The 13434-nt window shown below is 44.5% G+C and carries 15 protein-coding genes; 8 read left to right on the top strand and 7 right to left on the bottom strand.

Going from position 1 to position 13434, the window contains the following annotated elements:
* Nucleotides 1–203 precede the first annotated feature (203 nt).
* Nucleotides 204–1562: an MATE family efflux transporter gene (locus K5Q92_RS17500; RefSeq protein ID WP_220770201.1), complete on the bottom strand. Its 1359-nt coding sequence runs from the start codon at nucleotides 1560–1562 to the stop codon at nucleotides 204–206.
* Nucleotides 1563–1597: 35 nt separating this feature from the next.
* Here K5Q92_RS17500 and K5Q92_RS17495 point away from each other — a divergent pair, with 35 nt between their 5' ends.
* Nucleotides 1598–2212 carry a riboflavin synthase subunit alpha gene (locus K5Q92_RS17495; protein WP_220770200.1) on the top strand — a complete coding sequence of 205 codons (615 nt, stop codon included), beginning with the start codon at nucleotides 1598–1600 and terminating at the stop codon, nucleotides 2210–2212.
* 62 nt (nucleotides 2213–2274) lie between these two features.
* Here K5Q92_RS17495 and K5Q92_RS17490 read toward each other — a convergent pair whose 3' ends face one another.
* The 3 genes from K5Q92_RS17490 to K5Q92_RS17480 all read right to left on the bottom strand — a co-directional run bounded on the left by K5Q92_RS17490 (nucleotide 2275) and on the right by K5Q92_RS17480 (nucleotide 3611).
* Nucleotides 2275–2475 (bottom strand): CPXCG motif-containing cysteine-rich protein, encoded by a 201-nt coding sequence (locus tag K5Q92_RS17490; RefSeq protein ID WP_202722255.1) that lies wholly within the window; start codon nucleotides 2473–2475, stop codon nucleotides 2275–2277.
* Nucleotides 2476–2477: 2 nt separating this feature from the next.
* A complete protein-coding gene (locus K5Q92_RS17485; RefSeq protein WP_220770199.1) occupies nucleotides 2478–3215 on the bottom strand; it encodes a pteridine reductase in 738 nt (245 codons plus the stop codon).
* A gap of 126 nt (nucleotides 3216–3341) precedes the next feature.
* On the bottom strand, nucleotides 3342–3611 hold the full coding sequence (locus K5Q92_RS17480; protein ID WP_220770198.1) for a hypothetical protein: 270 nt from the start codon (nucleotides 3609–3611) through the stop codon (nucleotides 3342–3344).
* Between the two features lie 283 nt (nucleotides 3612–3894).
* Between K5Q92_RS17480 and thrS the strand changes: the two genes are divergently transcribed.
* The 4 genes from thrS to rplT all read left to right on the top strand — a co-directional run bounded on the left by thrS (nucleotide 3895) and on the right by rplT (nucleotide 7029).
* On the top strand, nucleotides 3895–5823 hold the full coding sequence (gene thrS / locus K5Q92_RS17475; RefSeq protein ID WP_220770197.1) for a threonine--tRNA ligase: 1929 nt from the start codon (nucleotides 3895–3897) through the stop codon (nucleotides 5821–5823).
* A 3-nt stretch (nucleotides 5824–5826) separates the two neighbouring features.
* Nucleotides 5827–6369 (top strand): translation initiation factor IF-3, encoded by a 543-nt coding sequence (gene infC, locus K5Q92_RS17470; RefSeq protein ID WP_220770202.1) that lies wholly within the window; start codon nucleotides 5827–5829, stop codon nucleotides 6367–6369.
* Nucleotides 6370–6456: 87 nt separating this feature from the next.
* A complete protein-coding gene (rpmI, locus tag K5Q92_RS17465; protein WP_011865828.1) occupies nucleotides 6457–6651 on the top strand; it encodes a 50S ribosomal protein L35 in 195 nt (64 codons plus the stop codon).
* An 18-nt stretch (nucleotides 6652–6669) separates the two neighbouring features.
* Nucleotides 6670–7029, top strand: a complete 360-nt coding sequence (gene rplT / locus K5Q92_RS17460) for a 50S ribosomal protein L20 (RefSeq protein WP_012155496.1) — start codon at nucleotides 6670–6672, stop codon at nucleotides 7027–7029.
* Between the two features lie 140 nt (nucleotides 7030–7169).
* Here the strand turns inward: rplT and trxB are convergent, their stop codons facing one another.
* Entirely contained in the window at nucleotides 7170–8123 is a 954-nt protein-coding gene (gene trxB, locus K5Q92_RS17455; protein ID WP_220770196.1) for a thioredoxin-disulfide reductase, read from the bottom strand.
* A 288-nt stretch (nucleotides 8124–8411) separates the two neighbouring features.
* Between trxB and K5Q92_RS17450 the strand changes: the two genes are divergently transcribed.
* Genes K5Q92_RS17450 through K5Q92_RS17440 form a run of 3 tightly spaced genes read left to right on the top strand, consistent with a single transcriptional unit; the run spans nucleotide 8412 to nucleotide 10177 of the window.
* Complete coding sequence (locus K5Q92_RS17450; protein WP_220770195.1) at nucleotides 8412–9539, top strand: M14-type cytosolic carboxypeptidase; 1128 nt, start codon at nucleotides 8412–8414, stop codon at nucleotides 9537–9539.
* Nucleotides 9540–9581: 42 nt separating this feature from the next.
* Nucleotides 9582–9899: a zinc ribbon domain-containing protein gene (locus K5Q92_RS17445; protein WP_220770194.1), complete on the top strand. Its 318-nt coding sequence runs from the start codon at nucleotides 9582–9584 to the stop codon at nucleotides 9897–9899.
* Complete coding sequence (locus tag K5Q92_RS17440) at nucleotides 9896–10177, top strand: YeaC family protein (RefSeq protein ID WP_220770193.1); 282 nt, start codon at nucleotides 9896–9898, stop codon at nucleotides 10175–10177. Before K5Q92_RS17445 ends, K5Q92_RS17440 begins: the two co-directional genes overlap by 4 nt.
* Nucleotides 10178–10265: 88 nt before the next feature.
* Here the strand turns inward: K5Q92_RS17440 and ansA are convergent, their stop codons facing one another.
* Nucleotides 10266–11282, bottom strand: a complete 1017-nt coding sequence (gene ansA / locus K5Q92_RS17435) for an asparaginase (RefSeq protein WP_220770192.1) — start codon at nucleotides 11280–11282, stop codon at nucleotides 10266–10268.
* Nucleotides 11283–11549: 267 nt separating this feature from the next.
* Nucleotides 11550–13391 carry a signal peptide peptidase SppA gene (sppA, locus tag K5Q92_RS17430; RefSeq protein WP_220770191.1) on the bottom strand — a complete coding sequence of 614 codons (1842 nt, stop codon included), beginning with the start codon at nucleotides 13389–13391 and terminating at the stop codon, nucleotides 11550–11552.
* Nucleotides 13392–13434 lie beyond the last annotated feature (43 nt).

Genomic DNA, 13434 nt, shown 5'->3' with positions numbered 1-13434 from the left:
TCTACGGCAGCTACAACTTGTAATTTAAAGCCTAACGAATAATCTCGCTGTGTTCGCTTAACGCGGGCTGGTATTGGTGTGGTCATAATAAAGTCCTAAATGTGTAAACACATTCCAGGACAAGACAGTCGAATGATAAAAGCCAGTAGCAACTGCTACTGGCTTTTTTGGTTGTTACTAACGCAGAGTGAGATAGCTTCTAATTAAATAGCTGAGTCCACAAAGCCTCGCTTCTGGATGTATCTTAAACGAGCGGCAAACATGATAGCTGCAGAGGTTAAACCTGCAATCAAGCCAATCCAGAAGCCTTGAGCCCCCATATGCTGCACTATGATGTCGGTGCGCGCTAATGTGTAGCCTAAGGTCATGCCCACGCCCCAATACGAAACCAGCGTGATATAAAATGCGCTGCGGGTATCTTTATAACCACGCAATGCACCTGCTGTAACTACCTGAATTGAATCTGATAACTGATAGATAGCGGCGAAGAACATCAAGCTACCAGCCAGTGTAATCACATCAGGGTTGTCGTTATATAGAAGCGCAATTTCGTTTCTAAATAAGATGGTAATCACTGCGGTACAGGCTGCTAACGAAAACGAGATCATCAGAGCCAGTTTAGTCACTAACGCGGCGATCTCAGGCTTATCTTGGCCTAAGTAATAGCCAACGCGGATAGACACTGCGATACCCAAAGATAGCGGCAACATAAACACAATCGATGAAAAGTTCAGTGCTATTTGATGTCCTGCGACTACAGTTGCGCCTAAAGGTGCTAAAAGTAGCGCGATGATTGCAAATAAACTCACTTCAAAAAACAACGCCATGGCGATAGGTAAGCCATGTTTTGTCATATCCACCATGACCTTTAGGTCTGGCAGATGAAAAGATTTGAAGGGAGCCAATTCTTTAAACTTGTGGTGAAACTGCATATAGATGATCATGGCGATAAACATTGCCCAGAACACTAATGCCGTAGCCACACCACAACCAGCGCCGCCCATAGCGGGCATGCCAAAGTGGCCATAGATAAAGATGTAATTAGCTGGGATGTTGACCGCAAGGCCCACAAAGCCGATGACCATGGTTGGTAGGGTATAAGAGATCCCTTCGCTACAGCCTCTTAGTACCTGATAGAGTACAAATGCTGGCACGCCCCACATAAAGCCATCTAGGTAGCCGATGCCTAATCTCGCCATTTCTGGTTCAAGATCCATCATGGTAAATATATTCTCTGCAAATGAGAGGAATAGCACCACACCTAAGCTACCGATTATGGCAATATAAGCGCCTTGATAAGCCAAAGGTTGAATCGCTTTTTGATTGTCGGCACCATGATGGTGGGCAAACACAGGTGTAAAGGCCATGAGTAGACCTTGAACAAAAAGCAAAGCGGGTAACCAAAGACTGGCACTGATAGCTACAGCAGCCATATCGACGGCAGCGACACGACCCGCCATGACGGTATCGATAAAGCCCATCATAGTTTGCGTGACTTGGGCAATTAACACGGGTAGCGCTAATTGGATTAAGCGTTTGGCTTGAAAGCCAGAATGGTTCATGGGTACAGCCCTTAATATACTAACGAGAGATAATAATGTTTACAGGTATAGTTCAAGCAACGTGCGAAGTGTTGGCGATAGATAAGAAATCAGGCTTAAACACGCTACAAATCGCAATTGGGCCGGATTTGCGCGAGGGACTTTCACTAGGGGCAAGTGTCGCAAATAACGGTGTATGTTTAACGGTTACAAGAATAGATGATGATAGGGTGTTTTTCGATGTAATGGAAGAGACCCTTAAGCTAACTAACCTATCAAAACTGAGAGTTGGCTCACAGGTTAACATTGAACGTTCATTAACCTTTGGTAGCGAGATTGGCGGGCATATTTTATCGGGCCATGTTCACACCTTAGCTGAGGTCGATTTCGTCAGTGTCACTGAAGAACATTATGATATCCGTTTGAAAGTTGAGCCTAAATGGATGAACTACATTTTGTATAAAGGCTTCGTTGGTGTTAATGGTTGTAGCCTGACAGTGGGTGAGGTAACTGAAGACACCTTTATGTTGCACTTGATCCCTGAAACACTGAAGCTTACAAATCTTGATGGTTATCAAAAAGGCGATGTGATCAATATTGAGATCGACAGCCAAACTCAGGCGATCGTGGACACGGTAGAGCGTGTGCTAGCCAAGCGATTTGCAGTGTAATGTGTCGTTGCAGCAGTGCGGTTCACTGCTGCGCCCACATAGGTGGAAAAGGGCGTTACTGATTAATAGATCTGCTCATCGTCTGAATCAATAAAAAGTTCAATCTTATGTTGGGCTTCATCCATGTGCAATCGCATATGGATTGGGTTGCAGCACACCCGACAGTCCTCATAGTAATCCTGATCGCCACAGGTAGCATCGATATTAATGTGTTGGTGGTGCCCGCAGTGAGGACAGCTAATTGTCTTGTTGATGAATCGCATAATTACGCTCCCATAAAACCTACTGCACTTCGCCCTCCATCGACAGCTATCACCTGGCCTGTGATATAAGGCGCGCTAACTAAATGTGAAATAAGCTTGGCAATGTCTTCAGGCTGTCCAAGCTTCGCCAAGGGGATTGCGCCTAAAACAGCTTGTTGCGATTCCATATTGGACTGTTCCGGCCAGAGAATTGCACCGGGTGATACGCCATTTACACGTATGTTCGGGGCGAGTTCTTGTGCCAATGACAGTGTTGCCATTTCAAGTGCAGCCTTTGATATAGAGTATAGTCCATGATCTTTTAGTGGGCGCTTGCCATGGATGTCTAAAAGGTTAATCACGCAGCCATTATTTGCTGAGAGTTGTGGGCAGAGTTTTTCAGCCAGCATATAAGGTGCGATAAGGTTGGTGGCAAGCAGTTGTTGTGCTTTAGTAAAAGAGCTCTTGCCAATAGGAGTCGGGTAGAAGCAAGAGGCGTTATTAATAAGGACTTCAAGGCTTAGAGCACGAGTCTCTATTTGTGCGACTAGTTTATCTAATGCGGTAGCGTCGGCTAAGTCGGCCTGCATAATGATCGCAGAGTCGGCGCGCTTAGTGTTTAGCTCATCGCATAGTGCTTGGGCTTCATTTACAGATTGACCGTAATGGATCACGATATTGTAGTCATCCTCATGAAGTTGAGTTGCAATTGCGCGTCCAATCCGTTTCGGTGCGCCCGTGACTAATGCCCAAGTTGTCATATTGAAGCCTTTTAGATAGCAGATAAAATGAGGCTAAAATATAACAGTTGTTAGCTATTAGCCCAGTATAACTACATCATAGCCAGAGCAAGCAAAGAATAGAAGTCGCAGCCAAATACACTCTTGTTAGGGAGTCACGTGAGAGGATTGGTTATGACTCAAACGGTTGTTTATCGTCGGAGTAAACTCTGCAATCGTAGTGGGGACGCTGTTGGCTTTTAATCTATTACATTCGTTGAGCAAGTTTTGCGTCATTAGCGAGATTGAATCATCAAGCTGAGATTCTATTTGGGCAACAATGGCTTGTTTATCCATTATTAGCGTGTCTTGTTGCTCTTCTCCTGCTATTTCTGGCTGAAAAAGTGCGGCGGTTAACATCAATGTTTTAATCATCATGACCTCCTTATTAAGTCTCGGCCATATTAGAAATAAAGCGTGAACAAACTGTGACATTAACTTGTTAGTTTCATTACATTTGCCCAGTGTTTATTAGATAACTTGATAAGAAAAACTAATCGAATGGAAAGCTTGCATCATGTACTCCCTATCAACTAGAATTAGCGGCTTGCACGCTGGAAAACCCAGACCACTGTATGGCCTAGTCCCAGTAGTGCGCACCCATACTTAATTTAAAACCAAGTGGCCCTACGTAGGGGTCACCACTGGAAAAGGAATAATCATGCCTGTTATTACACTTCCTGACGGAAGCAAACGTGAGTTTGCTAACCCTGTTTCTACTTTAGATGTTGCTGCTGATATCGGTCCTGGCCTTGCTAAAGCCTGTATCGCGGGTCGCGTGAACGGCGAGCTAAAAGATGCTTGCGATCTGATTGAAACCGACTCAGATCTTTCTATCATCACAGCTAAAGATGAAGAGGGCGTAGAAATTCTTCGTCACTCGTGCGCTCATTTGTTAGGTCACGCGATTAAGCAACTGTTCCCAGAAACTAAGATGGCTATCGGTCCAGTTATCGATAACGGTTTCTACTATGACGTTGACCTTGACCATAAGTTGACTCAGGAAGACATCGATGCGCTAGAAAAGCGCATGACAGAGCTTGCAAAGACTAATTACAACGTCGATAAGCGTGTTGTTAGCTGGCAAGAAGCGCGTGATACCTTCGAAGCCCGTGGCGAAAGCTACAAGATGGCGATTCTTGATGAGAACATCAGCAAGGACTCAACGCCTGCGCTTTATCACCATGAAGAATATATCGACATGTGTCGTGGTCCTCACGTACCTAACATGAAATTCTGCCAAAACTTCAAGTTAATGAGTGTTGCAGGTGCCTACTGGCGCGGTAACTCAGACAACAAGATGTTGCAGCGTATTTATGGTACAGCTTGGGCTGATAAGAAAGCACTTAAAGTCCACCTTAACCGTCTTGAAGAAGCGGCTAAGCGTGACCACCGTAAGATTGGTAAGCAGTTAGACCTTTACCATATGCAAGAAGAAGCACCTGGCATGGTGTTTTGGCATAACGACGGTTGGAGCTTGTTCCTAGAACTTGAGAAGTTTATTCGTCAAAAGCTAGGCCAATACACTTATCAAGAAGTAAAAGGTCCATTGATGATGGACAGAGTATTGTGGGAACGTAGTGGTCACTGGGACAAGTACTCAGAAGCCATGTTCACTACGAGCTCTGAAAACCGCGAATACGCAGTTAAGCCAATGAACTGCCCTGGTCACGTACAGATCTTTAACCAAGGTCTTAAGTCTTACCGTGATCTGCCACTTCGTATGGCGGAGTTTGGTTGTTGTCACCGTAATGAGCCATCGGGTTCACTACATGGCCTAATGCGAGTACGTGGCTTTACTCAAGATGATGCTCATATCTTCTGTACTGAAGAGCAAGTTCAGCAGGAAGTGAGCGCATGTATCAAGATGGTTTACGATACATACGAAACATTCGGCTTTAATAATATTGTCGTTAAGCTTTCAACACGCCCTGAAAAGCGTATTGGTGACGATGATATGTGGGATCGTGCTGAAGAGGCACTTAAGCAAGCATTGACTGCTAACGGTATCGAATTTGAGATCCTACCGGGCGAAGGTGCCTTCTACGGCCCTAAGATTGAATTCACATTACATGACTGTCTAGACAGAGCGTGGCAATGTGGTACTGTGCAGCTCGATTACGCTCTACCTGGTCGTTTAGGTGCAACCTATGTTGCTGAAGATAACAGCCGTCAAACACCTGTTATGATCCACCGTGCGATCTTAGGTTCACTAGAGCGCTTCTTGGGTATTCTAATTGAAGAATATGCAGGTAAATTCCCAGCTTGGTTGTCACCAGTTCAAGTTGTTGTAATGAATATTACCGATAAACAGTCTGATTATGTGGACAATGTCGTTAATTTATTCAAAGAACATGGAATTCGTGCAACTAAAGACTTGAGGAATGAGAAGATAGGCTTTAAAATACGCGAACATACCTTAAGGCGTGTGCCTTATCTATTGGTCGTTGGTGACCAAGAGATGGAAAATAAGGAAGTAGCGGTGCGTACCCGTGAAGGCGTTGACTTAGGTAAGATGCAGATCGAAGAATTTGCTACTAAGCTCAAGAACCAGATTTCGCTCCGTAGTCTCAATTTGTTGGAGGATTAGGTCATAAAGATCAAGAAAACAGCAGGGCGCCAGGCGGCCCCAAACAGAATTAACGAACTCATCACTGGTGTGCCAGAAGTCCGTCTAAACGGTCTTGACGGTGAGCAATTGGGAATCATGAGCATTAGAGAAGCTCAAGAGATCGCTGACGAAGCCGGCGTAGATCTTGTAGAAATCAGTCCTAATGCTGAGCCGCCAGTTTGTCGTGTTATGGACTACGGTAAGTTCCTTTTTGACAAAGCCAAAGCTCAAAAAGAACAAAAGAAGAAGCAGAAAATTGTACAGGTGAAGGAAATTAAATTCCGTCCCGGTACAGACGAAAACGATTATCAGGTAAAACTACGCAACCTGACTCGTTTTCTAGAAGACGGCGACAAAGCGAAAGTAACGCTGCGTTTCCGTGGTCGCGAGATGGCTCACCAAAGTCTAGGTATGGATCTTCTGAACCGTATCAAGACTGATTTGGAAGCAATTGCAGTTGTGGAGTCTTTCCCTAAAATGGAAGGTCGCCAAGCTGTTATGGTTCTAGCGCCGAAAAAGAAATAGTAAGGCAACCATAAAAGTAACAGGGGCCTCTTGAGGTTTCCTGTTCGCCTTGCGTTTTATTAATTGTCCCAATGCGGAGTTTTAGCAATGCCTAAAATGAAAACAGACAAGGGTGTACAAAAGCGTTTTAAGAAAACCGCTAATGGTTTCAAGCGCAAGCAAGCCCATTTACGTCACATTTTGACCAAGAAGAGCACTAAGCGTAAACGTCACTTACGTGCTAAATGTTTAGTAGCTAAGTCTGATGTGCCAGCAATTGCACGTCAACTACCATACGCTTAATTAGAGGAGTAAAGAACAATGCCTAGAGTTAAGCGTGGTGTAACCGCTCGTGCTCGTCACAAGAAAGTACTTAAATTAGCTAAAGGTTATTATGGCGCTCGTAGCCGTACTTACCGCGTTGCTGTTCAAGCAGTAACTAAAGCTGGTCAATATGCTTACCGTGACCGTCGTCAAAAGAAACGTCAATTCCGTCAACTATGGATTGCACGTATCAACGCGGCATCTCGTCAAAATGGCCTATCTTACAGCCGTTTCATTAATGGTTTGAAAAAAGCATCAATCGAAATCGACCGTAAGATCCTAGCTGACATCGCTGTTTTCGATAAAGTTGTATTCGCAACTTTAGTAGAAAAAGCAAAAGACGCTTTAGCTAAGTAATTAGTTTAGAATCTTTTTAGAAAGGGAGCCCTATGGCTCCCTTTTTTTATAACTGAAATCCTCAGCCGTGATACCTGAGAGAAAAAATAGCGACAAAAAAGCAGGCATAATGCCTGCTCAATTTGTTCGCTCTGAAAGGGCTATTTCTGTGCGTCTAAGTAACGCTCTGCGTCTAATGCAGCCATACAGCCTGTACCAGCAGAGGTAATTGCTTGGCGGTAATGTTGGTCCATCACGTCGCCTGCAGCAAACACACCTTCGATACTTGTCTGAGTTGCGTTGCCATCGAGACCGCTTTGGATCTTGATATAGCCATTATTCATCTCTAGTTGGCCTTCAAACATCTCAGTGTTCGGCTTATGACCAATAGCAACAAATACACCTGCAACCTCTAGATCTTTAATGCTGGCGTCTTTTGTGCTCTTCATCTTAAGACCCGTTACACCCATCTGATCGCCAACCACCTCTTCAAGAGTGTTGTCTAAGTGAAGGATGATATTGCCGTTCTCAACCTTGTCCATTAGGCGCTTTGTTAAGATCTTTTCACTGCGGAAACTATCACGGCGGTGGATCAGGTGAACTTCTGATGCGATGTTGCTCAGGTAAAGCGCTTCTTCAACGGCAGTGTTACCACCACCGATCACGGCGACTTTTTGATTACGGTAGAAGAAACCATCACAGGTTGCACAGGCCGAAACGCCGCGACCTTTAAAGGCCTCTTCAGATTCAAGGCCTAGGTACATAGCCGATGCACCTGTCGAGATAATAAGTGAGTCACAGGTAAACTCGCCGTTGTCGCCTTTTAGCTGGAAAGGACGAACATTTAAGTTCACTTCATTGATGTGATCGAAAATGATCTCAGTTTCAAACTTTTCAGCGTGTTTTTGCATACGCTCCATAAGTGCAGGACCTGTTAGGTCTTCTGCATCGCCTGGCCAGTTTTCAACTTCAGTCGTTGTGGTTAGCTGTCCACCTTGCTGCATTCCTGTGATCAATACAGGCTTTAAGTTCGCGCGTGCTGCATAAACTGCTGCAGTGTAGCCTGCTGGGCCTGAACCCAGAATAAGTAGTTCACAATGTCTAGCTTGGGTCATTAGTCTCTCCGTTCTTTAACGAATGCGGTACTGCAAGAGGAATCGTTTCTCTCTTGTTTTAACAATTGCAGCGATTGTAGGGAATTTAACGGGAGGGGTAAAGCTCTGTATTTGGCTTTAGGCAGCTTCTAAGTGAGCATGCTTGTGATATTTGGCGGTTTTTGTTGGGTTTAGGCTGCTCCTTATCACATTTTGGTTTATTCTATAGCGCAAAGATCGACTGTTGGCTTGTTTGCTGCTGCAAACTGTAAGAGTCAAATCGTATAAGCAAAAGTAAAAGGAAGTGTTATGCGTATTACCGCGAATTTTGATAGTGGCAACATTGAAGTTATCAATTTAGATAATAAAGATGACGTGCAGTTAGCGATCCGTCCCGATGAAGGCGGCGAATTTTTTCAGTGGTTTAACTTTAAACTAGAAGGTGTGGTGGGTAACCAGTACACACTTAACATCGTTAATGCAGATAAGGCTTCTTACACTAAAGGCTGGGAAGATTACCAAGCAGTAGCGACTTACGATAGGCAAAATTGGTTTAGACTGCCAACGGAATATAAAGATGGCAAATTAACAATTCATGTTGATCTCGATTGTGATGCCATTCAGATTGCCTATTTCGCGCCATACAGCTATGAGCGTCATCAGGATCTGCTAGCTGCTGTTCAAGTCCATCCACAAGTTAGCCTTGAGCACTTAGGCCTAACGCTAGATGGCCGCGATATGACCTTGGTTAAGATTGGTGACGGCGACGAAGAGAAAGCCAAGATCTGGATCACCGCTCGTCAGCATCCAGGTGAAACCATGGCGGAATGGTTGGTAGAAGGCTTAATGAACAATCTACTCGATAGTGATTGTCCTACAGCTAAGGCGCTGCTAGACAAAGCTAACTTCTACATTGTACCGAACATGAACCCAGATGGAAGTGCCCGCGGTCACCTGCGCACCAACGCCGTCGGAACCAACCTTAACCGCGAATGGAAAACGCCTTCTCTAGAGAAGAGCCCTGAAGTGCTTTATGTGGTTAATAAGATGAAAGAGACCGGCGTGGATCTTTTCTATGACGTACATGGTGATGAAGGTTTACCATACGTGTTCCTCGCTGGGTGTGAAGGCGTACCTGCCTTTAACAAGAAAGATGCTGAGCGTCAGCAAGCCTTTGTCGATGCACTATTGATGGCGAGTCCTGATTTCCAAGATAAATTTGGTTACGATAAAGATCAACCCGGCCAAGCTAACTTGACGGTTGCTTCAAATTGGGTTGCACATACTTTTGGTTGCCTATCAAATACCCTAGAGATGCCATTTAAAGATAATGCGAATATGCCAGACTTAATGGCGGGTTGGTCACCAGAGCGCTGTATTTATCTTGGCGAAGCGTCATTAATTGCAATGAACGCTGTGGTTGATAAACTTAAGTAAGACATTTTTGTGCAACTTAAGACATAAACTAAGAGGTAGCCAATGGCATTAGTTAATTGTCCTAGCTGTAATAAACGTATTTCGAGTATGGCAAAGGAGTGTTCATATTGTAAGGCGAAGATCTCGTCTGATAATGAGAGCCTAAGAGTTATTAGCCATATCAAGCGTTCGAATCAGTTAATGAATCAGAGCTTTTTAGCACTGACCCTGTTTATTGCAGGTGTAGTGATTTGGTTTTGGGGAGGCGAGCCAGCTGAAGGCCTAAGAGCAAATATTGCTGTTGGTGCATTTTCACTTGGCTTTGTTGGCTACCTAATTACTCGAATTCAGATAGTTCTGCATAAACGGAAAAAAGTATGACCGATATAAACAAAGTTATCGACGAAATGCCCGATGAAGTTTATCAGCGTCTACTGAGCGCTGTTGAACTGGGTAAGTGGGAAGATGGTACCGTGTTAACGCCTGAGCAACGAGCATCGACTCAACAGGTGGTTATGCTTTATCAAGCAAGAAGGCTCAAGCAGACGGATCATTTTACTATTAATAGTGAAGGGCAGGTCAACGAGCTGTCTAAGTCTGAGCTTAAAAAGCAGTTTAAAGGTGAGGCGATCGCCGAATTTAAAGAACACGACCTTTAGTCTAAAAAGAAGTAACAAAAAGCCCAAGCATAATGTTTGGGCTTTTTTAATATTGCCTGCTACAAAAGAGCATATTTGATGATTGGTACTAGTCTGCTGTTAACTCACCGGCAATAGACACCTTCATCGCAGCGCGAATATCATCAGGGCTCATGTCTGTTGATAGTAAGTAGTGCAGCTTAGTCAGGGCTGCTTCTGTGGTCATATCGTAACCACTGGTTACACCTGCTTCTGCAAGCGCGTTACCTGTTGCATAGCCATCCATGTTGACTCGCCCTTGCATGCACTGTGTTAAGTTGACCAATACTATGCCACGCTCTTGGGCGTCTTTTAGGGTTTTTAGTAACTCAGGAGTTTGCGGTGCATTACCAACACCAAAAGTTAATAAGATAAGAGCCTTCACAGGTTGCTGAAGAATATTGGCGAAGATTTCGGTGTTAATGCCAGGGTAAAGGGTAACAACACCAATAGGTTGAGGGCTAATTTTGGCGACTTTAAGCTCGACCTTTGGATCAAATTTAGCACGTTTCCCAGCATGCCAACGGATTTTAATGCCAGCCTCTAACAACAACGGGAAGTTTGGCGATGCAAAAGCGTTGAAGCCATCGGCATGAGCTTTAGTTGTACGGTTACCGCGAAAGAGCTTGTTATTGAAGAATAAGCAAACCTCTGCGACAGGATAGTTAGCGGCAATATAAAGCGCATTTAGTAGGTTTGTTTGGCCGTCCGATCTAAGTTGAGCTAGCGGAATTTGTGAGCCAGTAACGATAACAGGTTTCTGCAAGCCTTGTAGCATGAAAGAGAGGGCTGATGCTGTAAACGCCATGGTATCGGTGCCATGAAGAATGACAAACCCGTCATACTGATCATATTTTGCTTTGATGTCATCCGCTATCATCTGCCAATCAGTAGGTTTCATATTCGCGGAGTCTATAAGTGGCGAATATTCGTTAATGACGAAGTTAGGCATTTCATCATGGTAAAACTCAGGCATGGCTTTTACGCAGCCTGTAAGGAAGTCGGCAACTGGAGCAAAACCATGTTCGGTTTTTTGCATACCAATGGTGCCACCAGTGTAGGCTACATAGATAGATCGTTTAGTCATTTGATTTAGTTTTTTAGTTTTTGATTAAATCTCGATGCAGGGATTATATACCTAAAGTGGCTTTAGATGCAGGCTAATAGGGGCATTTATCCCAAGCAAAGGGCACTAAAATACTGTTTTGATACATTTGTGCGTTAAATAGAAATTAATGAATTGAAATCTCTCGTAACAAACTTGCTGTCGGTATATTTCGCTGTCCAAAAAGTGTAGTAGGGTTGATATATAAAAGCCCTGCAATGGCAGGGCTCTCTTGATAAATAATGGTGGTTAGTAATTGCAGGTATCGCAATACAGATACACGCCATTGGGGTCGTCGAAGGCTTTAAACTCTTCAATCACACCTGACCACTTTGACAGCAAGCTTTCAAGTAGGCTTGATTGAGTCATGCTCTGGGGCAGGTAGCTTGACGCAGAAGCAAACATTTCTTGAATGAATTGCTCTTGAGGCGACAACTCTCTCTCTATGACCTCGGTATCGAAGGTATCGAGTGATGCCATTTCAGCGGCTTTAGTCACCGCATCTTCAAGCTCCCCTAAATCGTCGACTAGACCGAGTTCCAGAGCCTTTCGGCCGGTCCAGACACGACCTTGGGCGATGTTATCAACCTGTTCAAGACTCATATCACGCTCTTTTGCCACAAGCGAGATGAAGTCGAGGTAACCACGTTCGATATGACGCTGGATTATTGCCTTTATTTGAGGTGTTAGGCCTTTAGTCACCGAGAAACCCGCCCATTCAGAGGTACCAACGCCGTCGGTGTGAACTCCAATGCTCGCTAGCGCGTCTTCAAAAGTGGTGACCATACCGAAGATCCCAATAGAGCCTGTAAGGGTCGTAGGGGTTGCGTAGATATAATCGGCGCTGGCAGAGATCCAGTAACCACCCGATGCGGCGTAGCTGCCCATACTGACGATCACAGGCTTATTCGCCGCTTTTAATGCAAGCACTTCTTGCCTGATCTGCTCGGAGGCAAAGGCACTACCACCAGGGCTGTCTACACGAAGTACAACGGCCTTAACTGAATCATCGAAACGCGCTTTTCTCAGAAGCTCAGAGGTACTCTCGCCGCCAATTTGCCCCGCGGGTTGCGAACCATTGAGGATGTTTCCTTTAGCTACAACGATTCCGACTTTGTCATTGAGTGATAAAGGAGGGTAGGTTTTAGCTACAGATAGATAATCATAGAAGTCGATATGCTTATAGGATTCCCCATCGGCAGACTTACCAACGGCATCAACCATAGATAACCTAAACTCTTCAGCAGACTTGAGCCCATCGACCCATTTCATATTAAGAGCCATTTCAGACGACTTGCCATCTGCTTTATCGAGCTGTGCCAGATAATCATCTGCACTTAACGATAAGCTGTCACTGTCGATACCGCGATTTGCGGCAACGGTGTCGGCGTAGCTCTGCCATAAATCGTTTAATAGGACTAAATTAGCTTCTTTCGCTGCGTCAGACATATCATCACGGATAAAAGGCTCAACCGCGGACTTGAATGTGCCTACTCTAAAGACGTGAGCATTAATCTGAAGTTTTTCTAATGCTGATTTAAAATAGAGTCGATAGCGACCTAGGCCTTCAATTTCCACACTTCCTTGCGGGTTTAAGTAAATCTTGTCGGCAAAGCTGGCGAGAAAGTATTGGTTTTGCCCATACCAGTTAGCATTAGCAACAACGCTCTTGCCTGTAGCTTTAAAAGATTCAATAGCATTGCCAATAGATTGTAGCTTGCTGATCCCTGTGCCTCTTAACATGCCAAGATCTAATACTATCTGATTGATCCGCTTGTCTGAGGCGGCATTGTTAATCACTAATAAAACGTCTGAAAGTAATATCTCGCCACTTCCATCGGCCTCTCCGCCACTTTTCATCGCAGCTTCAATCGGGTCGACTTGACGTTTCTGATCAACAATAACCCCTGAAAGGTTCAGTACCAGCGCGGCGCCATCTTCAACTTCAACACCATCATCAGCAGTAAGGCTAACGATAATAACGGCAATCAGTCCGAAGAAAATAAGATTAAGAAAAAGCTTTCTTAATCCATTGACTGTATTCCATGTAAGTAGGAACATCCTTTTAAATATTGAGGGTTTAGTGGGCATCAGCCACTCCTATATAGCGTAGTTGATATAATGCTAACTGAAA

Source organism: Shewanella sp. MBTL60-007 (assembly GCF_019654915.1).
Classification (GTDB): Bacteria; Pseudomonadota; Gammaproteobacteria; order Enterobacterales; family Shewanellaceae; genus Shewanella.
This window is presented reverse-complemented; position numbering and strand designations above follow the sequence as displayed.

Coding starts and splice junctions, on each gene's coding strand:
- K5Q92_RS17500 (WP_220770201.1), bottom strand. CDS start 1,562: ATGAACCATTCTGGCTTTCAAGCCAAACGCTTAATCCAATTAGCGCTA.
- K5Q92_RS17495 (WP_220770200.1), top strand. CDS start 1,598: ATGTTTACAGGTATAGTTCAAGCAACGTGCGAAGTGTTGGCGATAGAT.
- K5Q92_RS17490 (WP_202722255.1), bottom strand. CDS start 2,475: ATGCGATTCATCAACAAGACAATTAGCTGTCCTCACTGCGGGCACCAC.
- K5Q92_RS17485 (WP_220770199.1), bottom strand. CDS start 3,215: ATGACAACTTGGGCATTAGTCACGGGCGCACCGAAACGGATTGGACGC.
- K5Q92_RS17480 (WP_220770198.1), bottom strand. CDS start 3,611: ATGATGATTAAAACATTGATGTTAACCGCCGCACTTTTTCAGCCAGAA.
- thrS (WP_220770197.1), top strand. CDS start 3,895: ATGCCTGTTATTACACTTCCTGACGGAAGCAAACGTGAGTTTGCTAAC.
- rpmI (WP_011865828.1), top strand. CDS start 6,457: ATGCCTAAAATGAAAACAGACAAGGGTGTACAAAAGCGTTTTAAGAAA.
- rplT (WP_012155496.1), top strand. CDS start 6,670: ATGCCTAGAGTTAAGCGTGGTGTAACCGCTCGTGCTCGTCACAAGAAA.
- trxB (WP_220770196.1), bottom strand. CDS start 8,123: ATGACCCAAGCTAGACATTGTGAACTACTTATTCTGGGTTCAGGCCCA.
- K5Q92_RS17450 (WP_220770195.1), top strand. CDS start 8,412: ATGCGTATTACCGCGAATTTTGATAGTGGCAACATTGAAGTTATCAAT.
- K5Q92_RS17445 (WP_220770194.1), top strand. CDS start 9,582: ATGGCATTAGTTAATTGTCCTAGCTGTAATAAACGTATTTCGAGTATG.
- K5Q92_RS17440 (WP_220770193.1), top strand. CDS start 9,896: ATGACCGATATAAACAAAGTTATCGACGAAATGCCCGATGAAGTTTAT.
- ansA (WP_220770192.1), bottom strand. CDS start 11,282: ATGACTAAACGATCTATCTATGTAGCCTACACTGGTGGCACCATTGGT.
- sppA (WP_220770191.1), bottom strand. CDS start 13,391: ATGCCCACTAAACCCTCAATATTTAAAAGGATGTTCCTACTTACATGG.